This window comes from Micropruina glycogenica, assembly GCF_900289045.1.
Taxonomy (GTDB): Bacteria; Actinomycetota; Actinomycetes; order Propionibacteriales; family Propionibacteriaceae; genus Micropruina; species Micropruina glycogenica.
In genome coordinates this window covers 3,353,252-3,374,671 of the sequence record NZ_LT985188.1, presented here as the reverse complement: position 1 = coordinate 3,374,671, position 21,420 = coordinate 3,353,252, and the positions used below count along the sequence as shown (strand labels likewise).

Sequence of the window (21,420 nt, the reverse complement as noted above, 5' to 3'; positions counted from 1 at the left end):
GCTCAGCGGCTCCGCCCTATGGTTGCTCCGTCGGACGAGTGCGAGGAGCGTGGGTGAGCACAGAGACCGTGCCGGTCTGGGCGGTGGGCCTCTACCTGGTGGTGGCACTGGTCGTGGCGTGGGGCCTGAGCGTCGTGGCGCGCTGGCTGCTGCGCGGACGAGCTCGGCTGTCGCCGTCGGCGTCCATCATCATCTGCATGCTGGGCATGGCGATCGGGCTGATGATCACCGGCTGGCTCGGGCCGTCGCTGTCGCTGTGGGGTGTGGTGCCGATCGCGGTGGCGCTGCTGCTCTCGGTGGCGGGCATCGCCGGCTACGCCGCTATCGCTGCGCACTTTCAGAAGCCGCAGCAGCAAACGCTCGCCGAACTGGTGGCGTCGGGCGAATCGGCCCGAGTCGAGTTCAAGTCGACCGCGCGCATCAACCTGCACACCGGGCAGAAGGACGAGCGCATGGAACAGGTGATCGCCAAGACCGCCTGCGGGTTTCTCAACGCCGACGGCGGCACCTTGGTGATCGGCGTCGACGACACGGGTTCGGCGCTGGGCCTCGCGCCCGACTTCGCCACCTTGAAGGCCCCGGACGCCGACCGGTTCGAGTTGTGGCTCACCGACATGCTCACCAACACGCTGGGCCAGAACGCGTCGGCACTGATCGGGGTCGACTTCGCCCAGTTGCCCGGTGAGGACGGCGACCAACTGGCCTGCCGGGTGGTGTGCCAGCCGTCGCCGCGTCCGGTCTATCTGCGGGCGAACAAGGCCGCGGCACCCGAGTTGTGGGTGCGCAACGGCAACTCCACCCGACGGCTGAGCGTCGACGAGGCGACCGAATACGTGATGCACCGGTGGCCGCTGAACCTCGGCTCGTCGATCGCAGCGCAGTTCAAGGCGGCAGTTCGGTTCTCTGAACAGCGCTGACTGCTGCTGGTCGAGTCTGTCGAGACCCGCTCGTCGCACCGGTCGAGAGCAGCTGCGTCAAGGGCGCCAGCCCTCGGGCGGATCTTCGCCCACCAGGCCGTCCACGTTCTCGCGCAGCAGGTCGGCGTGGCCGGTGTGCCGTCCGTACTCTTCGATGACGTCACAGACCACGCGCCGAAGGCTGGCGTGATTGCCCTGGTCGTCGCCCATTTCGGTGAGCTGATCGATGCCGCCGTCGGCGATCGCCTTGTCGATGACGCGCCGAGCGTTGGTGACCGACTCGTCGTACAGGGCGTAGAGCTGGTCCGGGCTGTCGTCCGCGGCCGAGGCGAACACCCAGTCGTCGCCGCTGCTCCAGTCCGCCGAGCGCCACGGTTCGCCGGGATCGGTGCGAAACGCCTCCCAGGTGAACTTCAGCGCCTCAACCGACGCCAGGTGCTTGAGCAGCCCGCCCAGCGTCAGTTCGGACGGCCCGAGCCGCTTGTTGAGACCCTCGGCATCGAGGCCCGAAGCCTTCCAGCGGAATGTGAAACGCAGCCGGTTGAGCATGCCGAGCAGGTGCTCGAGCTCGGTGCCCGCTAGCGGCGGCTCCCACGGAAAGCGCGGGTCGCCGGCAATCGGATCGGTGGTCTGTGTCATCTATTCTCCCACGAGTGTTCGAGTTCGCCTCGATCGTAGGAGTGGTCCCGGACGAAACTCGTCCGGTGATCGTCCGAGACCAACCGAGGTCTGACCTCGCTGGCGCGAGTTGGGGACGGTTCCCAACTCGCGCCAGAATTCACTGTCGAAGACGAGCCACGGGCCGTTCTCAAGGTCCGTGGGTGCGTTATGAGATTCTGGCGTTCGCCGGAATGACGGGGTCGGATCTCAGGCGCGCTAGCGTCCGGTGCCCGCATATTCCTCGGTCCGCTTCGCGTCCCGATTCGACGCCTAGGTCCGCTGGCTTCGTCAGCGGCCCGTTCCGGCGTCACAAGGGGACGGACGAAGTCCGAACCCGCCCTGCATGCGGGCTGCGGGCGCGCTAGCGTCCGGTGCCCGCATATACGACGGCTTCCCCACTCACCGAGTCCAACCCGAAGGCTGTGTGAGCTGCCCGGACGGCGGCGTCGACGTCGTCGGCGCCCACCACGACCGAGATGCGGATCTCTGAGGTGCTGATCATCTGAATGTTGATGCCGGTTTCGGCCAGGGCGCGAAAGAACGTGGCCGAGACACCCGGGTGCGACCGCATGCCCACGCCGATCACCGACACCTTGCCGATGGCGTCGTCGTAGAGAATCTCGGCGAAACCGATGCGCTCACGCGCGCCGTGCAGGGCGTCCAGGGCCTTGACCTTGTCGCCACCGGGCAGCGTGAAGGTGATCGCGGTGTTGTCGTTGGCGATCGACTGGTTCTGCACGATCATGTCGATGTTCACCCCCGCGTCGGCCACGGCGCTGAACACCTCGGCCGCGGCACCAACGCGGTCGGGCACGCCCACCACGGTGATCTTCGACTCGCTGCGGTCGTGCGCGACTCCGGTGATCAACGGCTGTTCCATGCCACTGCCTTCCTTGACTTCGATGTCTTTCACCCAGGTGCCGGGCTTGGTCGAGAACGAGGACCGCACGTGCACCGGCACGTTCTCTCGTCGGGCGTATTCCACACAGCGCAGGTGCAGGATCTTGGCCCCCTGGGCCGCCATCTCAAGCATCTCTTCGTACGAGATCTCGGGAATCCGAGTCGCGCCCGGCACGATGCGGGGGTCGGCGGTGAATACGCCGTCGACGTCGGAGTAGATCTCGCAGTAGTCGGCACCGAGCGCGGCGGCCAGCGCCACCGCCGTGGTGTCGGACGCCCCCCGCCCGAGTGTCGTGATGTCTTTGGACGTCTGCGAAACCCCTTGAAAACCCGCCACGATCACGATGTCGCCGTCTTCGAGAGCGGTCTCGATGCGGCCGGGGGTGATGTCGATGATGCGTGCGTCGCCGTGGGTGCCGGTGGTGATCACGCCGGCCTGCGAACCGGTGAACGAGCGGGCCTCGAACGCGAGGTCGTTGATGGCCATCGCCAGCAGCGCGGCACTCATACGTTCGCCGGCGGTCAGCAGCATGTCGAGTTCGCGCGGACGGGGCTGCGGCGACACCTGCAGCGCTAGGTCCATCAACTCGTCGGTGGTATCACCCATGGCCGAGATCACCACGACCACCTCGGCGCCGCGCGCCTTGGTGTCGACGATGCGCTGGGCGACCCGCTTGATGCTGGCCGCGTCCGCGACCGACGAACCGCCGAACTTCTGGACGACCCGCAAGGCCTACCTCCCACCCGAAAATGAACCTCGTCTACTGTGCCAGACGCCACGGCGTGGGCGCTGCGCCGCCACCCATCGGGCGGTCAGGCCGTAGGTTGGGCACATGACCCAACCCACCCGCTGGGGCATCGCCGGCCCCGGTCGCATGGCGGCCACCATCGTGCCCGAGTTTCACGCCGCACCCAACGCCGAGCTGGTCGCGGTCGGATCGCGCTCGGCCGAACGGGCCGAGTCGTTCGCCACCGAGCACGATATTCCGCGCTGGCACGCGTCGTACGACGCCTTGGTGAACGACTCTGCAGTCGACGCCATCTATGTCGCCACCCCACACCCGCAGCACACCGACATCGCGCTCGCGGCCATCGCGGCCGGCAAGGCGATTCTGGTCGAGAAGGCGTTCACCGCCACGGTCGACGACACCGAACGCATCGCGACGGCCGCCCGCGAGGCCGGCGTGTTCGCCATGGAGGCGATGTGGACCCGGTTCAACCCCGGCATCGCCCACGTGCGCGACGTGATCGCCGCGGGTGAGGTCGGCGAGATTCGCGGTTGCCAGGGCGACCTCACCGCGTTTCGCGAGTTCGACGCGAACGATCGCTTGTTCGACCCCGCCAAGGGAGGCGGCGCGGTGCTCGACCTGGGCGTGTACCTGATCTCGTTCGCGCAACACTTCTTGGGCACCCCCGAGGTGGTGAACGCCACCGGCGGCCGCTACGCCAGCGGTGTCGAGGGCGAGTTCTCGGTGCTGTTCGGCTACCCCGATGGACGCTCCGCCACGCTGGCCGGCGCCTTCACCACCTACGGCCCGGGCCGCATGATGCTGACCGGCACGAAGGGCTGGATCGACATTCACCCCCGCTTTCATCGGTCGGCATCGGTGACGATCTGGCGCGAGAAGACCCCCGAAACCCTTGAGTTCGAGTCGGGCTATCGGTTCGAGATCGAACACGTCGGCGACTGCCTGGCCCAAGGCCTCACCGAGAGCCCGATCATGCCGCTCGACGACACCATCGCCGTGCAAGCCGTCATGGCCGAGGTGCTCAGCCAGCTCGAGGCCTAGTGCGGTCGATCGACCCCTTGAGACGAGGGTCGATCGACCACACTGATCTGAACGACTTCGACTCGGCGTGCCCACACTGAGGGCGTGCGCGCTCGAACCTTGCTCAGCCCGTCGCTCGCCGACCTGATTTCTACCCAAGCCGGGGTGATCGGCCGAGCGCAACTACTCGCGGCCGGCACTCACTCGAAGGCGATCGAACGCCTGTTGGCTGAAGGTTTTCTATCGATTCTGGTGCCTGGCATCTACACCCGAGGCGGTGACCCGCCGTTTCTTGCCCGGGCCTGGGCAGGCATTCTGCTCGGCGGTGACCACGCGGTGCTGGCCCGCGAGTCGGCTGCTTTCCTACACGGTTTGGCTCACGCCGAACCTGACCTGATCACGGTGTACGCGCCGCAGAAGCGGGCTGATCGAAGCGGCTGGCGATTCATCAGAAGGACGGCGAAGGGTCGGGGCGAGCCTGCGCGCACCACTGTCGAGGTGACCACCATCGATCTGTGCGACGGGCTCGACGAAGACGAATCGGCGGCCCTGCTGGCCAACGCCATCAGTAGTCGCAAGACCACCCAGCAGCGGCTTCGCGAAGAGCTGCAACGACGACCGCGCGTAGCCAACCGGCAGTTGCTACGCGAGATCCTGGTCGACGCGGGGTCGGGCGCCCATTCGCCGCTCGAGCGCCGCTACCTGATTCACGTGGAACGAGCGCACCGCCTGCCGGTTGCCGTTCGCCAGGCTCAATCTCACAGCAAGCATCGAAGCGACGCCTGGTACGAAGACTTCGGGTTACTGGTCGAACTGGACAGCAAGCTTCATCATTCGGGAGGGGCCGCCTTTCGTGACATGTCGCGCGACAACGACCACGCCCTACTCGGCCTCACGACCCTGCGGCTCGGCTGGGCGCACGTCACGGGCAGCGGTGCATGCGAGACGGCCAGACTCGTGGCGCGCGCGCTCATGCAGCGCGGTTGGCAAGGCACGCCAGAGGCTTGCGCTCGCTGCCGATCGGTTCCCTGGTGAACAGCGTGGTCGATCGACCGCCGTCTCAAGGGGCCGATCGACCACGCTCAGGTGCCCCGTCACTGCAGGCCGTGGCACGCCGGGCACTACTGGTCACCCACTCCAAGAAATCGCCCGCGCCCACCGGCACACCGCTGTTCAGCCACGCCGACGGCACGTCTGCCACCGCCAGTTCGATGCCGGTGTCGGCCAGCACCAGCGGCAGCGTGTGCGTCACGGTCGAGGGGTAGCTCACCATCAGCTTGCTAACCGGGCCACGCCGCACCGCGATCTCGAGCGGCACGTCGGGCCGCACGATCTTCAGGCCCGTCTCGGCCCCGATGCGCGCCAGCTTGGGGTCTGCTTCACGACGATGGGCGAAGTAGCGGCCTGCGCCGAACCGCGCAGTCACCGCCGCCACACCCGCCAAATACCGCTCGGCGTCGACCACCCCGGTCTCGACCAGTGACGTGCCGATCACGTCGGCGGTGTTCTTCAGCTTGGGTGGGCCGAAGCGGCTGCGCGTCCAGGCGAAGGTGTTGGCGGTCTGCCTCGTACCCTCGGGTGCCTGAACGGGCATCGAGGTGAACACCTCGACGCTGCGACCGTCGCGAGCCGAGGGCGTGAAGAACTGCCGGGCGTGGTCAGACAGCAGGTCGACCACCACGTCGCGACCCGACTCGGCCAGATGCCAGCGGGTCAGCCGGTCGCCCCGCGTTAGCTGGGCGATGAACGAGATCGTGGCCGTGCCGTCGTCGACCACCACCACCTCGGCCACGTCGGCCAGCGGTAGCACCGCCTGCACGAACCGCGAGAACGGGTCGCCGACCACCAATCGGGTGGCCTTGGTCAGCCGCGGGAACAGCTCCCACGCCACCGCCACCATCGACGCAGCCGACTTGCGCGGCTCGTACCAGCTCGCCGCCATGCCCGCGTCACGAGCCAACTCGGCCATCGTCTCGAGCTGCAGCCGGGTGGTCGCCTCGCGCGGCGGCAGCACTGCCAGCCGGGTCTGCCGCATCGCGTCGTGGTGGTGCGCCCACTCAATGACGTTGAGCACCTGCGCCGGGCTCTCGACCAGCGCCAGGGTGTCGCGCTTCTGCTTGCGCTTCTTGGCCATGGTGCCCGCCTCAGGCCACCTGCTGCGCGGCGTCGGCGACCACGCCGGCCACCCGGCGCAGTTTGCGCATCGCCGCGTACTCGCCCTCGTACACCCGCTTCACCCCGTCGCCGAGCGCCTCTTCGATCACCCGGACGTCGCGCACCAGCCGAATCAAACCGCCAGGTTCGAGCGAAGCGGCCTGGTCGGAGCCCCACATGGTGCGGTCGAGCGTGATGTGCCGCTCGATGAAGCAGGCACCCAGGGCCGCGGCCGCGACCGTGGTCTGGAGGCCTCGCTCATGCCCCGAGTACCCGATCGGCACGTTGGGGTACTCGGCCATCAGGGTGCCGATCATGCGCAGGTTGAGCTCGTCGTTCGCCGCCGGGTAGGTCGACGTGGCGTGCACCAGAATCACGTTGCGGCTGCCCAGCACCTCGACGGCGTGCCGAATCTGGGCCGGCGTCGACATGCCGGTCGACAGAATCGCGGTGCGGCCCGACGCCCGAATCGCGCGCAGCAACTCGTCGTCGGTCAGGCAGGCCGAGGCGATCTTGTGCGCCGGCACGTCGAAGTCGTTCAGAAACTCGACGCTTTCGGTGTCCCAGGGCGAAGCGAACCACTGAATGCCCTTCTCGGCGCAGTAGTCGTCGATCACCTGGTACTCGTCAGCGCCGAACTCGATGCGGTGCCGGTACTCGATGTAGGTCATGCGGCCCCAGGGGGTGTCGCGTTCGACGTCCCACTGGTCGCGCGGGGTGCACACCTCGGGTGTGCGCTTTTGAAACTTGACCGCGTCGGCGCCGGCGTCGAGCGCGACGTCGATGAGTTGCAGACACGTGTCGATGCTGCCGTTGTGGTTGAGACCGATCTCTGCGGTCACGTACGCCGGGTGGGCCGGGCCCACCGGACGGTCGCCGATCAGCCGCTCGCGGGTGGTCGAAGAAGGGGTGTTGATCATGCCAGTTCCTTTCCGAGAATCCAGGAGGCGATTTCGCGCACCGCGCCATGCCCTCCCGGCACAGTGGTGACCAGTCGCGCGGCGTCGCGCACGACCGGGTGGGCCGAGGCGACCGCGACCGGCCACCCGACGACCTCGAAGCAGCCGAGGTCGTTGACGTCGTTGCCCGCGTACAGCACGCGAGCGGGGTCGATCTGTTCGGTGCTGCACCAGTCGCGCAGCGCGGCACCCTTGTCGTCCACGCCGTGAATGACCGGCACGCTCAACTTGCGGGCTCGGGCGCCGACCACCGGGTTGACCTCGGTGGAGAGAATCAGCACCGGTATGCCGGCCCGTCGCAGCGCGGCGATGCCGAGCCCGTCGCCCCGGTGCACCCGCACCTGCTCGTTGCCGTCGGACCCGACCTGGGCCGAGTCGTCGGTCTGGGTGCCGTCGAAGTCGAGCACCACCGCGTCGATGTCGCCGCGGCCCGGAACCTCGCCCGGCCCGTCGAGCAGTGGGGCCAGCAGCCGGGCACGATCGAGGTCGCCCGGCTCGTCGATCTCGAGCACCCGCGCGGGGTCGGTCTCGATCAGCACCGTGCGGCCGAAGAAGCGGTGCCGGTGCGTCCAGAACCCCGAGGCGGTCATCGCGTACACCGCGCCGGTTTCGAGAAACTCCGGCTCGCGGTCTTGCCGCCGGGGACGATGCGCTTTGTCGTGGTTGACGCCCACCGCGTCGCCCTCGGCGTCGCGGCGCCAGACGAACCCGTGGGTGGGCGCGGCGGTGAAGGCCGAATCGGCTCCGGTGAGTACCGCCTCGACACAGTCCGCCACCTCGCCGGGCGTGATGAAGGGGCTGGTGCACTGCAGCATCACCAGCACCTCGACCGCCTCGCCCGAGGAGTCTTCGAACGCCTCCCAGGCGTGCAGCAGCGCCGACTCACTGGACGCCTGATCGCCCGACAACTCCGCCGGCCGCCGGATCACCACCGCGCCTTCGCTCGCCGCCACGGCCGCGATGCGGTGGTCGTCGGTCGACACCGCCACCGCGTCAACGAGGCCGGACGACTGCGCCGCCCGGATCGCCCGCGCCACCAGCGGCACGCCGCCGACCGGGGCGAGGTTCTTGCCCGAAACGCCCTTCGAGCCGCCCCGGGCCGGAATCACCGCGAGCACCGTCACAGCCGGGCCAATCGTCGAAGAGCAGGGGCCACGGTGTCGACACCCTGCCGGTAGGCGGTTCGCGCCGCCCGCGACACCAGCGAACGCATCGCGCTCTGCAGGTCGAGCAGCGCCGAATCGTCTGCCTCGAGCGCGTGCCCGTGGCCGTCGAGGTCATAGCGGCCCAGCAGTTGCGGCAGCATGCCCGAGGCGGTCTCCATGGTGTAGAAGGGCCGCAGGGGTGGCCGCACCTGCTCGGTGAGTCGCGCGGCCAGCGCGGCGCGCGCATCGTCCACGGCGGTGCTGCGACCCAGGCCATGCGCGCTCGTCCAGTCGGCATCAGCCACCGGCAGTTCGCCGTTGTCGAGTTCAGAGAAGCCGGCCAGGCAGCCCGACCCGATGAAGTAATGGTTGCCCAGGCGCTCTTTGATGCCGAAGTCGGTGAGAATCGCGGTGGGAATTCCGCGGTGCATCGCCTCGACCGCCGCGGTGGACGACACCGTGACCAGCAGGTCGGTGCGCGCCAGCACCTCGCCCATGTTGCCGTGCACGATGGTGAGGTTGTCGGGGCGCTGGACGCCCAGCCGCGCCGCCAGTTGCTGGTAGGGGTAGTTCTCGACGTGGGTGGTGCGCTCACCGACCTTGCCGCGCACCTTGAGCAGCACCTCGCGTTCGGGGTGCAGGCGGGCGTGCCTGATCAACCGGCGCAGCACCAGCTCACGGTCGGCGCGACTGCCGGGCACGCCGGGCTGGGCGGCGAAGGTGAGGGTGAACGGGCCTTCGTGGGCCAGCGCCGAGTCGGGCTCGCCCAGAAACGGCAGCACGGTTTCGAGCACCACCGACGGGTCGGCGTTCGAACCGGCAAGCAGCCGGCGGAACTCCTCGGCGTCGGTTCGACTGTTGGCCAGAATCACGTCGGACCCCGACCGCAGCAGAAGGCCCTCGGCATGCTTCTCGTACACCACGCCCACGTACCCGCTGATCACCAGCGGCCTGCGCGACGCCTTCGGCCACCGCCGCGCCAGCCCGTGCAGCACCGCCTGCACCGCGCCGCCGGGCAGCGCCAGCACCAGGGCGTCCACGTCGTCCAGCTCATCGAGCTCGACGAAGTCGGGCACGGTGCCGGTCACCTCGGGTCGCACGTCGACGCCGGTGTCGCCCAACTGCCGCTCGCTGGGCAGCCCGACCGAATCGAGCAGCAGGCCGCTGTGGCTGCCGCCCGGAAACAGTTGCTGAGCGGTGAGAAAGCCCCACTTCCAGCGGCTGTCGGTGTCGGCCAGCACCAGCACCCGCCGCGGGCGCGCAGTGGTCGAACGGTGTGTGGTCACGCTTCGACGCTAGGTAGCCCGTTCGACCAGATGACCAACTGCGAGCGGCGGTTCGGTGAACTCCTGTGTACGTCGCGCCGCTCGTCACCCGGGGTGGTTGCCGGAGTTCATCGACTCGTCACACGGCTGTTTTCTGTTCGTCACGAGCTACAGCCAGCATCGACCCAAGAGTCGAGCCCCGGGGGGACGGCATGGCTCGTGAACGGGCGACGATGCAGTCCAGTCGAGGAGTCGCAAGCAGTGAAGTTGTCGGTGATCATCCCCTGCTACAACGTGTCAGCCCATTTACCGACCCTGATTCGCAGCCTGCACGGCAACCTGCGCAGCGACTTCGAGTTCGTGTTCGTCGAAGACGCCTCCACCGACTCGACGGGCGACGCCCTGGACGAGCTGACCGCCGATCTGCCCGGCGCCCGAGTGGTGCGCCACGAGGTGAACCTGGGTCTCAGTGCCGCCCGCAACACCGGCCTGGCCCACGCCGAGGGCACCTACCTCGCCTGGTTGGACGCCGACGATTGGATCGGCCCCGGGTACCTCGACCAGCTCGTGCGGGTTATCGAACGGCTGGGTTGCGAGTTCGTGCGCACCGACCACGTGCGGGTCACCGGACGGCGCCGAACAGTGGTGCGGTCGCCAGAGACCCGGCGCAACCTGGTGATCGCCCCGCGCTCGGCGATCACCCCGCCGTTTCGCTCCACCTCGGTCGATTACCCGATGGCGTGGGCCGGGGTGCAGCATCGGCGGCTGGCCGAGCGCGGCCTGCTGACCTTCGACGAACGGCTGGCCACGTGCGCCGACCGGCACTGGGTGTGGCGGCTGCACCGCGAGGCCGAGAGCTTCGCCACGGTCGGCCTGTTGGGTGTATTTCACCGGCACGACGAACCCGACTCGTTGAGCCGGCTCAACGACCCCCGGCACCTGCATTTTCTGGACGCACTGAGGCTGATCATGACCGAGACCCAGGCCGATCGCGAGGCCGAACTGCTGCTACCGAAGGCCGTGGACGCCGCCTGCGCCTTGATCAACTTTCACGTCACCAAACGGGCCCGGCTGTCGCTGGAGATGCAGCGACAGTTGGTGGAGCGCTCGGTCGAGACCTTGGACGCCATGCCGTCCGACGTGCTCGACTACGTGCTCGACCACGGGTCACCGAGACGGCGCACCCTGCTCACCCGCATGCGCCGTGACCCGGCAGCCCTGGCTGCGTAAGCGAATCGTGATCCCGGGATCAGCAGAGTATTGGCGCGAGAGCGGCGGCCGGCTCGACCCCACAGCGCTGTGACGAGCGCTACCAGAGGGCGGCGGCCAGGGCGTTGAGGGCGGCCCGGTTGAAGGCCTCGGGCAGCGGCGCCTCGTTGCCGATGTTCGTGCCGTGCGGCATTCCCTTGGCCACGTACAGCGTGCAGTCGACCCCGGCATCGGTCAGCCGGCGGGCGTACTCGACGTCTTCGTCGTGAAACAGGTCGACGCTGCCGACGCCGATCCAGGCCGCCGGCAGGCCGGCGAGATCGGCCCGCCGAGCCGGAGCCGCGTACGGCGGTGGGGTGCCCACGCCGGGCTCGGCGCCCAGGTAGGACGCCCAGCCGTAGCGGTTCGCCTTCGGCGTCCAGACCAGCGTGTACTCGCCCGCGGCCTCGGCCCGCGGAACGGTGCGATCGTCGAGCATCGGGTAGACGAGCAGCTGGAACACCACGTTCAGCCCCGCGTCGTGGGCGCGTTGCGCCAGCGCCGCCGCCAGTCCGCCCCCGGCGCTGTTACCGCCGATCATCACCCGGCTCGGGTCGACGCCGAGTTCGTCGGCGTGCTCGATCAGCCAACCCAAGGCGGCGAAGCAGTCGTCCAGAGCGGCGGGGAACGGGTGTTCGGGTGCCTTGCGGTAGTCGGTGCTGACCACCTGCACGTCGAGCTCGGCGGCCACCCGGCAGCACCAGTCGTCGTCGTTGGTGACCGCGCCCATCACGTAGCCGCCGCCGTGAATCCACAGCAGTGCCGGCACCGCCCCGGTCAGTCCCTGACGCCGGTACAGCTCCAACCGCACAGCCGGACGGCCCTCGGCCGCCGGCACGCTCTGCGTGCGGTTGTCGATGCCGTCGGCCAGCGCCCGCTCGGCGGACAGGATGCCGCCCTTGGCCAGCTTCGCCATCAGCGGCACCGGCAGCAGCACCCAGGTCAACGGGCCGCGCACGTCGGGGTCGGCCTGCTGCAGCGCCTTCACCTGCCGCAGCACCGTCGGCGCCAGCGCAGCCGCCGCACCCGCCATCATGCCGGCGGCGACCCACCCGCGACGACTCACACGTTGACCAGCAACACGTGCAGGATGCGTGGGCCGTGCACGCCCTCGACCCGCGACAACTCGATGTCGCTGGTGGCCGAGGGCCCGCTGATCCAGGTGAGCGGCAGCCGCTCATCGATGGACGTCTGCAGCCGCACCACCGCCTCGGGCACGTCTGAGACCACCTGGTCGGATCCGATCACGCACACGTGCACGTCAGGCACCAGCGACAACGCCCGACGGCCCTGGTCGGCGGCGTGGTCGAGCACGATCGTGCCGGTTTCGGCGATGCCGACCCGCGAGGCCGTCACCACCCCGCCGGTGGCGTCGAGTTCGGCGTGACTGAGCACGGGGTCGTCGGTCACCACCGCGATGCCCGCGGCGGCCACGGCCTCATGCCAGGCGGCCGGCGCCCCCGCCGGAACCACGGCCGAGGTCACGTCGTGGTCGGCCAGCGCGTTGGCGATACGCACCGGCACCTCGTCGGGCACCACCCAGCTGACCACCGCCTTGTAGTCTTCGACCCGCTCGACGAACAGGCCCAGCATGTCGTCGGACGCACCGGGCGGCCGCTGCCCGTAGGTCCATTCGACCGCCACGTCGTCGGCCGGGGCCATCGGCGTGACGTCGGTGAGGGCTGAGCGAATGCGGCCCAGCATGGCTTCTTTGCTGCTCATGACGCCGACTCCCCCGTCTGCTCGGGTTGCTGGTGCTCTTTGGTCCACCAGTCGCGGAACGTCTGGGTGGGCGGTTTGGGCAGGTCGCGGGCGTCGGTCCAGCCGGCCGCCGGCCCCGGAATCGGAATCGGGCCGATCACGTCGCCCGGCCACACCCGTCCGGCCAGTTTGGAGCCCTTCTGCACCAGGGCCAGGTTGCGGCCCTTGGCCATCACCCAACTGCCGCCCTTCATCACCAGACCCTCGGCGGTCACCCCGTGCGACTCGACCACCTTGTTGCGCAGGTGCACCAGCACCTCGGGAATGTTGATGCGCACCGGGCACACCTCGAAGCACGCACCGCACAGCGACGACGCGTACGGCAGCGACTGGTCGACCTCAGAGCCGATTCCGCGCAGTTGCGGGGTGAGAATCGCGCCGATCGGGCCGGGGTACACCGACCCGTACGCGTGCCCGCCGACCCGCTCGTACACCGGGCAGATGTTGAGGCAGGCCGAGCAGCGAATGCAGCGCAGCGCCTGGCGTCCGACCTCGTCGGCGAGGACGTTGGTGCGGCCGTTGTCGAGCAGCACGACGTGCACTTCTTGCGGGCCGTCGCCCTCGCGCACGCCCGACCACATCGAGGTGTAGGGGTTCATGCGCTCAGCAGTCGACGACCGGGGCAGCAGCTGCAGAAACACCTCAAGGTCGGCGAAGGTGGGCAGCGTCTTCTCGATGCCCACGATCGAGATCAGGGTTTCGGGCAGGGTCAGGCACATGCGTCCGTTGCCCTCGGACTCGACCACCACCAGCGTGCCGGTCTCGGCGATGGCGAAGTTGGCGCCGCTGACGGCCACCTTGGCGCGCAGAAACTTGTTGCGCAGGTGGACGCGCGCCGCACCGGCCAGCATGGCCGGGTCGTCGGTCAGCCCCTCGGGCGGCGGGGTGCCGTAGCGGCCCATCTCTTCGAGAAAGATCTCGCGCACCTCTGATCGGTTGCGATGGATCGCCGGCACCAGAATGTGGCTCGGACGGTCGTGGCCCAGTTGCACGATCAGCTCGGCCAGGTCGGTCTCCCACGCCGCGATGCCGGCCTCTTCGAGCGCCTCGTTGAGGTCGATCTCTTGAGTGGCCATCGACTTGACCTTGACCACCTCGTCGGCGCCCTTGCTGCGGGTGATGTCGATGACGATCTGGTTGGCCTCTGCGGCGTCCGCAGCCCAGTGCACGATCGCCCCGTTGGCGGTGAGTGTCTGTTCGAGTTGCAGCAGGTAGCTGTCGAGGTGCCGCAGGGTGCGGTTCTTGATCGCCTCGCCGGCCAAGCGAAGGTCTTCCCAGTGCGGCAACTCCTGCACCACCCGCGCGCGCTTGTTGCGAATCGTGGTGGTGGCGTGCCGCAGGTTGCTGCGCAGCTGCTCGTTGGCCAGTTCCTTCTTGGCGTTCTTGGGAAACTTCGGCATGCCGATCAGGGTGACCGGCGGCGGCGCGGGGGTGCGGCGTTCGTGCTTGGTGGTGTCGGGCTGGGCGGTCATCGGGCCACCGCCTCGGCCTCGACGGTGGCGGCGTAGTCGGCCTCGGTCTGCGCCAGAATCTGGGCCAGGTGAATCGGTTTGACCCCGGCCTTCTCGCGGCTGAGCAGGCCGCCGATGTTCATCAGGCACGAGTTGTCGCCGGTGACCACGTACTCGGCGCCGGTGTCGAGCACGTTGCGCATCTTGTCGGTGGCCATCGCCACCGAGACGTCCGAGTTCTTCACCGAGAAAGTGCCGCCGAAGCCGCAGCACTGGTCGGCGTCCGGCAGTTCGAGCAGCGTCAGGCCGCGCACGGCCTTCATCAGCTGGTAGGGCCGGTCGCCCACCTTGGTGACCCGCACCGAATGGCAGGTCGGGTGGTAGGTGACGGTGTGCGGAAAGTACGCCCCGACGTCGGTGACGCCCAGCACGTCCACCAAGAACTCACTGAGGTCGTAGGTTTTGGCGACGATCGCGTCCACCCGCTCTTGCAGGGCGTGGTCGCCCAGGCGCTGCGCCAGCATCGGGTGCTGGTCGCGCACCGAGCCGATGCACGAGCCCGACGGCCCCACCACGTAGTCGTAGCCTTCGAAGGTGTCGACGTAGTTGCGCACCGACGGCAACGCCTCTTTGAAGTAGCCGGTGTTGGTGAACATCTGCCCGCAGCAGGTCTGCTGCAGCGGAAAGTCCACCCGGCAACCGAGCCGCTCCAGCAGCCGCACCACGGCCTTGGGCGTCTCGGGGAACAGGGTGTCGTTGATGCACGTGGCGAACAGTGCAACGGTGCCGGTCGGGGCGCTCATTCGTGCTCCTCTGCGATCGAACGCTGCCCTGGGTGGGGCGGCGGTGTCTGGTGCCAGTCTGCCCCCTCAAAGCCGCGGCTCGTACCAAATCGGGTCAAACGACCGGGCAATGACCTGCCTGATCTCGGCGAGTGAGCCGACCCGTCCGTGGGCCCTCGCCTGAATCAACACGTTGCCCAGCGCGGTGGCCTCGACCGGGCCGGCCACCACCGGCAGGCCCGACCGGTCGGCGGTCAGCTGGCACAGCAGCCGGTTCTGACAGCCGCCGCCCACCACGTGAATCTGCTCGACCGCGACGCCCCACAGCTTTGCGGCCGTGCGGACGGCGGCGGCGACGTGCTCGGCCAGGCTCTCGACGATCAGCCGCACGATCGCCTCGTCGGGCGCGGGGTACGGCAGGCCACGATCGGCCAGCCATTCGCCGATGCGGGTGGCCATGTCGCCGGGCGGCAGAAACCGGTCGTCGTGAGGTCGACCAGGTGCTGCGGCGCCGGCAGTTCGGCCGCTGCAGCCAGCAGCCTGCCCAGGTCGGCGGACGATCCCCGAGAGCGCCACACCCGCAGCGTCTCGCTGAGCACCCACAACCCCATCACGTTGTGCAGGAACCGGACGGTGCTGTCGACCCCGCCCTCGTTGGTGAAGTTCGCGGCGCCGGCTGCGTCGGTGAGCACCGGGGCGGGCGCCTCGTGCAGTTCGTTCAGCCGGGCGATCGGCTCTTCGACCGACGCGGTGGCGGGCAGGCACATCGCCGACGTTATGAAACGTTTCACACAGCACAGTAAGGCACCACCCGCGTAGGGTCAAGAGCAGTTGGACGTTTCATCGCACGAAAGGGTCGACGATGGCGGTCAGTGTCAAAGACCTCGCAACGGCCACCGGCCTGTCGGTCGGCACGATCTCGAATGTGCTGAACCGGCCCGACAAGGTGTCTGAAGCGACTCGGGCGAAGGTCACGGCAGCGATCGACGATCTCGGGTACGTGCGCACCGAGGCCGCGCGGCAACTGCGCGCCGGCATGAGCAACTGCGTCGGCGTGATCGTGCTCAACTCGTCGAACCCGTTTTTCAACGACGTCGCCGCCGGGGCCGAGGCGTCGGCGGCTGATGCAGGGGTGTCGGTGCTGGTGGGCAACAGCGGCGAACTGGTCGAGCGCGAGCACGCCTACCTCGACCTGTTCGAACAGCAGCGGGTGCGCGGGGTGCTGCTCTCGCCGGTCGGTGAGGTGCGCAAACGGTTCCTGACCATGAAGCAGCGCGGCATGGCCACCGTGCTCGTCGACCGCGACATCGCCGGCGACTTCTCGTCGGTGTCGGTCGACGACCGGCTCGGCGGACGGCTCGCCATGCAGCACCTGATCGACATGGGACGCCGCCGCGTTGCCTTCGTGGGCGGGCCGCTGTCGCTGGGCCAGGTCGCCGACCGGTTCGCCGGCGCCGCTGACGTGGCCGCGGAGCACCCCGACGTGTTTCTCGAGTTCGTCGCCACCGATCGCCTCACCCTGGCTCACGGACGGGTGGCCGGCGAACGTCTGCTGGCCCGGCCGGCGGCGACCCGTCCCGACGCCGTGTTCGCGGCCAACGACCTGCTGGCCCTGGGGCTGTTGCAGGCGATCACCACGACGCGCAGCCTGCGGGTGCCCGACGACATCACGCTGATCGGCTACGACGACATCGACTTCGCGGCCGGCGCAGCGGTGCCGCTCAGTTCGGTCGCGCAACCCCGGTTCGAACTCGGCCGGCTGGCCATGGACCTGCTGCTCAAAGAGGCGGACGATCCCACCCGTCCGATCGAGCGGGTGGTGATGCAGCCGTTCCTGGTGCCGCGCGCGTCCACCGATCCGACGCTCAGCCTCAGCGGGGTGCAGTGACGGGGCGCGCCGCCCACTGGGCGCGCATCGCCGCGGCCCGCGATCGGTTCAGGGAGCGCAACTGGTAGGCGACGAACGCCGCGGCGACGACCAGAGCGGCGAGCGCCCACCACCAATCTCGGGCCATCGCGGCCGACCCGGCGGTGTCGAGTTGAGCCAGAGTGATCGAGCCGGTCAGCAGCATCGCGCCGGTGATCGCAAGATTGGCCCCCGACAAGCCGGTCAGCACGATCAGCAGAATGGCCGGCAGGTCGCCGACGAGCCCGATCACCACCAGCACGCCTGCGACCAGCGCGCCGACCAACCAGGTGAGCCACCCGCCGCGAAAGCCGAGCGCCAGCATCAGCCCGCTGCCGATCGCGAAGCCGATCGACGCCAGGCCCAGCAGCACCGCGACCTGATAGAAGGCGTAGGCCAGCCAGCCGAACACGATGGCCCCCAGTAACGCCCCCACCCAGGTGGCCACGGTGAGCCCGCCGCCGCTCAGCGGCAGTGCCTGTGCCAGCCCCGCACCGATGCCGAAACCGCTCACCGCCCCGAGCAACGCGATCATCACCCGCAGCGCCCGATAGCCGGCCAGGCCGACCAGCAACCCGACCGCGAGCGCGACCAGGCCCACCCACATCTCGTTCATGGCCTCAAGGGTAGATGGGAGCGCCACTGGCCAGGCCTTGACCGAGCGCAGCGGTGGGCCTTGGCGCCCACGTCAATGCCCGCTGGCAAGCCGAGATGGCCGAGTTGTTCGAAGGTGACGGTGCACCCGACGCAGGCTTTCGCTACCTGCCCGAGGTGTTCAACCTCGACGACCAGCTCGCGCGCGCCGAGTCGTCCGACCAGGATTGACCACGGCACTGCCCGCTGCTTGAAAGCATCGCTGGCGGGCCGCCGCCACCCCTGGCAGGCTGAGAAATGCACCGCACTCGTTCGAAGGAGAACGCCCCGTGACCGACCTGCCCTACCAGGATTCCTCGTTGCCCGTGGCCGACAGGGTTGAAGACCTGTTATCGCGGCTGAGCCTCGAAGAGAAGGCGGGCCAGGTCACCCAGTACTTCTACTTCGGCAGCTTCGCCCAAGACATACAGCTCGACGCGTCGGAGGCGAATCAGTTTCAGGAGTCGCCGCGCCGGGTCGAAGCGGCCCTGGCCAGGGGTGGTGCGGGTTCACTGCTGTTCGTGCGCGACGCCGTCTCGGCCAACCGTCTGCAGCGCATGGCCATCGAGGGCAACCGGCACGGCATTCCGGTGATCTTCGGCTTCGACGTCATTCACGGCTTTCGCACCATCTTTCCGGTGCCGCTGGCCCAGGCCGCCTCGTGGGATCCGGGGGTGGCCGAGGCCGGCGAGCAGGTCGCCGCTCGCGAAGCCCGCGCGGTGGGCATTCAGTGGTCGTTCGCGCCGATGATCGACATCGCCCGCGACCCCCGCTGGGGCCGCATCGTCGAGTCCAACGGCGAAGACCCCACGCTGGGCGGGGCGATGGCCGCCGGGCATGTTCGCGGGTTCCAGGGCGACTTCGGACCCGAGAGCATTCTGGCCGGCCCCAAGCACTTCGCCGGCTACGGCGCGGCCCGCGGCGGCCGCGACTACGAAGACTCCGAGATCAGCGATTCGGAGTTGTGGAACGTCTACCTGCCGCCATTCAAGGCCGCCATCGACGCCGGGGCGGCCAACATCATGAGCGCCTACATGGACCTCAACGGCGTGCCCGCCTCGGGCAACAAGTGGCTGCTCACCGACGTGCTGCGCGGCGCGTTCGGCTTCAAGGGCTTCGTGGTCTCGGACGCCAACGCGGTGCATTCGCTGGTCACCCAGCACTTCGCGCGTGACCTCACCGACGCGGCCGCCCGCGGCATCAACGCCGGGCTCGACCTCGAGATGATCATGGACGACCCCGCCTACGCCCACCTGCCCGAGGCCATCGAGCAGGGTCTGGTCAGCGAAGAAACGCTCGACGAGGCCGTCCGGCGGGTGCTGACGGCCAAGTTCACCATCGGCCTGTTCGAGAACCCTTACGTCGACGAGGCCGCGGTCGAGTCGGTGCTGAACGACCCCGCCCACCGTGAGGTCGCCCGCAAGGCTGCCGAGCGCACCGCCGTGTTGCTGAAGAACGACGGCGGGGCGCTGCCACTGTCGTCCGAGGCGAAGAAGATCGCCGTGATCGGCCAGTTGGCAGCCTCGCAGCGCGACACCCTGGGGCCCTGGGTGTTCAGCTACGACGCGAGCGAAACCGTCACGATTCTCGACGGCATTCGCGCGCGCGCCGGCGACGGCGTCGAGGTCACCTACGAGGCCGGGGTCGGCATTCCCGAGCGAACCTACCCGTCGATGTTCGACGCGATGGACTCGGTGGTCGAGCACACCGCCGACGATCACGACGACGATGCCGGTATGGCCGCGGCGGTCGAGGCGGCGAGCAGCGCCGAGGTGGCCGTGGTGGTGATCGGCCAGCGGCAGAACCAGATCGGTGAGAAGGCGTCCAACGACACCCTCGATCTACCCGGACGCCAGTTGGAGCAGTTGCAGGCGATCGTCGCGACCGGTACACCCACCGTGGCAGTGGTGATGTCGGGCCGTCCGCTCGACCTGCGGTGGGCCGACGACAACGTGCCGGCGATTCTGCAGGTCTGGTACCCCGGCACCCGCGGCGGTGAAGCGGTGGCCGCGCTGCTGTTCGGCGACGTCTCCCCCGGCGGCAAGCTACCGGTGAGCTGGCCGCGGCACGTGGGCCAAATTCCGGTGATCCATTCGCACTACACCACGTTCCAACCCGCCGAGGCCGCCTCGCGTTACTGGCAGGAGGCGTCGACCCCGCTGTACCCGTTCGGCCACGGGCTGTCGTACGCGAGCTTCGAATACGCGAACCTGCGGTTGTCGGCCGAGTCGGTCGCGGTCGGCGGCACCGTGCAGGTGTCGGTGGACGTCACCAACACCTCCTCCGTCGACGGCGACGAGGTCGCGCAGCTGTACATCCACCAACGGTGGGGGCTGTCGAGCCGTCCGATTCGTGAGTTGAAGGCATTCGAGCGGGTCGCCATCGCGGCCGGTGCGACAACCACCGTCACCTTCGGCCTCGGGCCCGACCAGTTGCGTTACTGGAGCGCCGTGACGCGCGACTGGGTGCAAGACGCCACCGAGATCGAGGTGTACGTGGGCGGTGACTCGACCGCCGAGCTCACCGCCGTGCTCACCGTCGGCTGACCTCACCCCAAGGGCAGTGCCGCTCTGTGGCGCGGGGGCTTAGGCTCGCCGCGTGACCGATGCAGTGCAGCAGGCGGCGCGAACGGCCAACTCGAGCCGACCGCTCGAACTTCTGGCCCGCGGCGGCTACGCCGCCAGTGGCGTGGTGCATCTGCTGCTCGGGGCACTGGTGGTGGGAGTCACGTTCGGGGGACGCGGACAGACCGACCAGTCGGGCGCCTTTCGTACGATCGCCACGGCGCCGTGGGGTATGGCTCTGCTGTGGGTACTGGCCGTACTGCTGGTCGCTCTCGGCCTGTACCGCCTGGTGCAGTGCTTCTTGTCCCGCGGTGGTTCGGCCGCCGACCGGTGGAAGGATCGCGCGTCCCACGCCGGGCAGGCGGTCGTCTTCGCGGCCCCTGGGAGTGGCGGCTGCCACGGTGGCGCTGGGCGCGAGGCCCAACGGTGACCGCAGCGCGCAAACCGCCAGCCGCGACGTGTTGAGCCTGTCCGGGGGCCCGCTGCTGTTGGGCCTGCTCGCGGCCGGCGTGGTGATCGGCGGCATCGCGTTCGCCGCGATGGGTGTGCGCAGGTCGTTTCTGAAGAAGGTCGACCTGCCGGGCGGACGGGTCGGCTCTGCCGTCACCGTGCTCGGCGTGGTCGGTTATGTGGCAAAGGGCGGGGCGCTGGCCATCGTCGGCGCCCTACTGGTGGTGGCCGCGGTCAAGGCCGACCCCGAGCAGGCCGGCGGGTTGGACGCCGCCGTGCACACGCTGCTCGGCCTGCCGTTCGGGCAGGCACTGGTCGCTTGCGCCGGCATCGGCTTCGCCTCGTACGGGGTCTACCTGTTCTTTCGCGCCCGCTACGCCAAGCTGTGAGGCCACGTACCGGACGTAATATGGCGGCGTGACCAGTAACCCGCCCACGGGCGAGCCTGAGCAGCAGTGGCAGCAGCCGAACTTCGACGCGCCCCGCGACGAGCAGTTCGTGCAGCCCGTGACGGGCCACGTGATCGTGCCCGGTGTGGGTGGGCGCGTGCCGCCGCCGTCCACATTCGAGACGATGATCGGAACCCTGGCCAAGCTGGTGTGGCCGGTGGCAATTCTGATGATCATCTTCACCGGTGTGTCGTTCTGGCCGGGGCTCATCGGCGCCATCGTGGTGGGCACGATACTGAGCGCGCTGAAGAACAACCTGCGGCAGCGTCGGCGCTGGCAGGTACAGCCGCCCGAGGTCGGCCCAGATCAGCGCTGAGGCGACCTGGCACACCGGCTAACCGGCCTCTCAGTGTTGGCCAATCATTTCGGGAGTGACCAAGTGCTGTTAACTGGTCGAACCTGTCGAG

The 21,420-nt window shown here is 68.8% G+C and carries 22 protein-coding genes; 9 read left to right on the top strand and 13 right to left on the bottom strand.

The window, feature by feature from the left end; translation table 11 throughout:
* The first annotated feature begins 53 nt into the window (after positions 1-53).
* Positions 54-917 carry an AlbA family DNA-binding domain-containing protein gene (locus MPLG2_RS15875; RefSeq protein WP_197709990.1) on the top strand — a complete coding sequence of 288 codons (864 nt, stop codon included), beginning with the start codon at positions 54-56 and terminating at the stop codon, positions 915-917.
* Positions 918-974: 57 nt separating this feature from the next.
* On the opposite strand, the gene MPLG2_RS15870 is transcribed toward MPLG2_RS15875, so the two are convergent.
* Entirely contained in the window at positions 975-1,556 is a 582-nt protein-coding gene (locus MPLG2_RS15870) for a mycothiol transferase (RefSeq protein ID WP_105186985.1), read from the bottom strand.
* A 382-nt stretch (positions 1,557-1,938) separates the two neighbouring features.
* The gene (locus tag MPLG2_RS15865) at positions 1,939-3,207 is read right to left on the bottom strand and encodes an aspartate kinase (protein ID WP_105186984.1); all 1,269 of its coding nucleotides are present in this window, start codon (positions 3,205-3,207) and stop codon (positions 1,939-1,941) included.
* A 103-nt stretch (positions 3,208-3,310) separates the two neighbouring features.
* On the opposite strand from MPLG2_RS15865, the gene MPLG2_RS15860 reads away from it, so the two are divergent.
* Both MPLG2_RS15860 and MPLG2_RS15855 read left to right on the top strand, forming a co-directional pair.
* Positions 3,311-4,267, top strand: coding sequence for a Gfo/Idh/MocA family protein (locus MPLG2_RS15860; protein ID WP_105186983.1), 957 nt, complete (start codon positions 3,311-3,313; stop codon positions 4,265-4,267).
* Between the two features lie 84 nt (positions 4,268-4,351).
* Positions 4,352-5,281, top strand: a complete 930-nt coding sequence (locus tag MPLG2_RS15855; RefSeq protein ID WP_158681271.1) for a hypothetical protein — start codon at positions 4,352-4,354, stop codon at positions 5,279-5,281.
* Between the two features lie 25 nt (positions 5,282-5,306).
* Here MPLG2_RS15855 and MPLG2_RS15850 read toward each other — a convergent pair whose 3' ends face one another.
* Genes MPLG2_RS15850 through MPLG2_RS15835 form a run of 4 tightly spaced genes read right to left on the bottom strand, consistent with a single transcriptional unit; the run spans position 5,307 to position 9,790 of the window.
* A complete protein-coding gene (locus MPLG2_RS15850) occupies positions 5,307-6,380 on the bottom strand; it encodes a hypothetical protein (RefSeq protein WP_105186981.1) in 1,074 nt (357 codons plus the stop codon).
* A gap of 10 nt (positions 6,381-6,390) precedes the next feature.
* Positions 6,391-7,320, bottom strand: coding sequence for an N-acetylneuraminate synthase family protein (locus tag MPLG2_RS15845; protein WP_105186980.1), 930 nt, complete (start codon positions 7,318-7,320; stop codon positions 6,391-6,393).
* A complete protein-coding gene (locus tag MPLG2_RS15840) occupies positions 7,317-8,468 on the bottom strand; it encodes an acylneuraminate cytidylyltransferase (RefSeq protein ID WP_231935691.1) in 1,152 nt (383 codons plus the stop codon). Before MPLG2_RS15840 ends, MPLG2_RS15845 begins: the two co-directional genes overlap by 4 nt.
* Before the next feature lie 11 nt (positions 8,469-8,479).
* Positions 8,480-9,790, bottom strand: coding sequence for a DUF6716 putative glycosyltransferase (locus MPLG2_RS15835; RefSeq protein WP_162497169.1), 1,311 nt, complete (start codon positions 9,788-9,790; stop codon positions 8,480-8,482).
* Positions 9,791-10,042: 252 nt separating this feature from the next.
* On the opposite strand from MPLG2_RS15835, the gene MPLG2_RS15830 reads away from it, so the two are divergent.
* Positions 10,043-10,999: a glycosyltransferase family 2 protein gene (locus MPLG2_RS15830; protein WP_231936011.1), complete on the top strand. Its 957-nt coding sequence runs from the start codon at positions 10,043-10,045 to the stop codon at positions 10,997-10,999.
* A 79-nt stretch (positions 11,000-11,078) separates the two neighbouring features.
* Here MPLG2_RS15830 and MPLG2_RS15825 read toward each other — a convergent pair whose 3' ends face one another.
* From MPLG2_RS15825 to MPLG2_RS19135, 6 genes are all read right to left on the bottom strand, one after another.
* The gene (locus MPLG2_RS15825) at positions 11,079-12,083 is read right to left on the bottom strand and encodes an alpha/beta hydrolase (protein WP_231935690.1); all 1,005 of its coding nucleotides are present in this window, start codon (positions 12,081-12,083) and stop codon (positions 11,079-11,081) included.
* On the bottom strand, positions 12,080-12,739 hold the full coding sequence (locus tag MPLG2_RS15820) for a LutC/YkgG family protein (RefSeq protein ID WP_105186975.1): 660 nt from the start codon (positions 12,737-12,739) through the stop codon (positions 12,080-12,082). Before MPLG2_RS15820 ends, MPLG2_RS15825 begins: the two co-directional genes overlap by 4 nt.
* A complete protein-coding gene (locus MPLG2_RS15815) occupies positions 12,736-14,250 on the bottom strand; it encodes a LutB/LldF family L-lactate oxidation iron-sulfur protein (RefSeq protein ID WP_105186974.1) in 1,515 nt (504 codons plus the stop codon). The genes MPLG2_RS15820 and MPLG2_RS15815 overlap by 4 nt, the downstream gene beginning before the upstream one ends.
* Positions 14,247-15,032, bottom strand: a complete 786-nt coding sequence (locus MPLG2_RS15810) for a (Fe-S)-binding protein (protein WP_105186973.1) — start codon at positions 15,030-15,032, stop codon at positions 14,247-14,249. The genes MPLG2_RS15815 and MPLG2_RS15810 overlap by 4 nt, the downstream gene beginning before the upstream one ends.
* A 66-nt stretch (positions 15,033-15,098) precedes the next feature.
* A complete protein-coding gene (locus tag MPLG2_RS19140) occupies positions 15,099-15,470 on the bottom strand; it encodes an FGGY-family carbohydrate kinase (protein WP_197709987.1) in 372 nt (123 codons plus the stop codon).
* Complete coding sequence (locus MPLG2_RS19135; RefSeq protein ID WP_197709986.1) at positions 15,392-15,802, bottom strand: hypothetical protein; 411 nt, start codon at positions 15,800-15,802, stop codon at positions 15,392-15,394. Before MPLG2_RS19135 ends, MPLG2_RS19140 begins: the two co-directional genes overlap by 79 nt.
* Before the next feature lie 71 nt (positions 15,803-15,873).
* Here MPLG2_RS19135 and MPLG2_RS15800 point away from each other — a divergent pair, with 71 nt between their 5' ends.
* Entirely contained in the window at positions 15,874-16,899 is a 1,026-nt protein-coding gene (locus tag MPLG2_RS15800; protein ID WP_105186972.1) for a LacI family DNA-binding transcriptional regulator, read from the top strand.
* Here MPLG2_RS15800 and MPLG2_RS15795 read toward each other — a convergent pair.
* Complete coding sequence (locus tag MPLG2_RS15795; protein WP_105186971.1) at positions 16,883-17,533, bottom strand: ABC-2 transporter permease; 651 nt, start codon at positions 17,531-17,533, stop codon at positions 16,883-16,885. The genes MPLG2_RS15800 and MPLG2_RS15795 overlap by 17 nt on opposite strands.
* A gap of 307 nt (positions 17,534-17,840) precedes the next feature.
* Here MPLG2_RS15795 and MPLG2_RS15785 point away from each other — a divergent pair, with 307 nt between their 5' ends.
* The 4 genes from MPLG2_RS15785 to MPLG2_RS15775 are packed head-to-tail and all read left to right on the top strand — an operon-like array spanning position 17,841 to position 21,329.
* A complete protein-coding gene (locus tag MPLG2_RS15785; protein ID WP_105186970.1) occupies positions 17,841-20,096 on the top strand; it encodes a glycoside hydrolase family 3 N-terminal domain-containing protein in 2,256 nt (751 codons plus the stop codon).
* A 52-nt stretch (positions 20,097-20,148) separates the two neighbouring features.
* Positions 20,149-20,544: a DUF1206 domain-containing protein gene (locus MPLG2_RS19130; protein WP_197709985.1), complete on the top strand. Its 396-nt coding sequence runs from the start codon at positions 20,149-20,151 to the stop codon at positions 20,542-20,544.
* Positions 20,516-20,953 carry a DUF1206 domain-containing protein gene (locus tag MPLG2_RS19125; protein ID WP_197709984.1) on the top strand — a complete coding sequence of 146 codons (438 nt, stop codon included), beginning with the start codon at positions 20,516-20,518 and terminating at the stop codon, positions 20,951-20,953. Before MPLG2_RS19130 ends, MPLG2_RS19125 begins: the two co-directional genes overlap by 29 nt.
* A gap of 28 nt (positions 20,954-20,981) precedes the next feature.
* Complete coding sequence (locus MPLG2_RS15775; RefSeq protein WP_105186969.1) at positions 20,982-21,329, top strand: hypothetical protein; 348 nt, start codon at positions 20,982-20,984, stop codon at positions 21,327-21,329.
* Positions 21,330-21,420 lie beyond the last annotated feature (91 nt).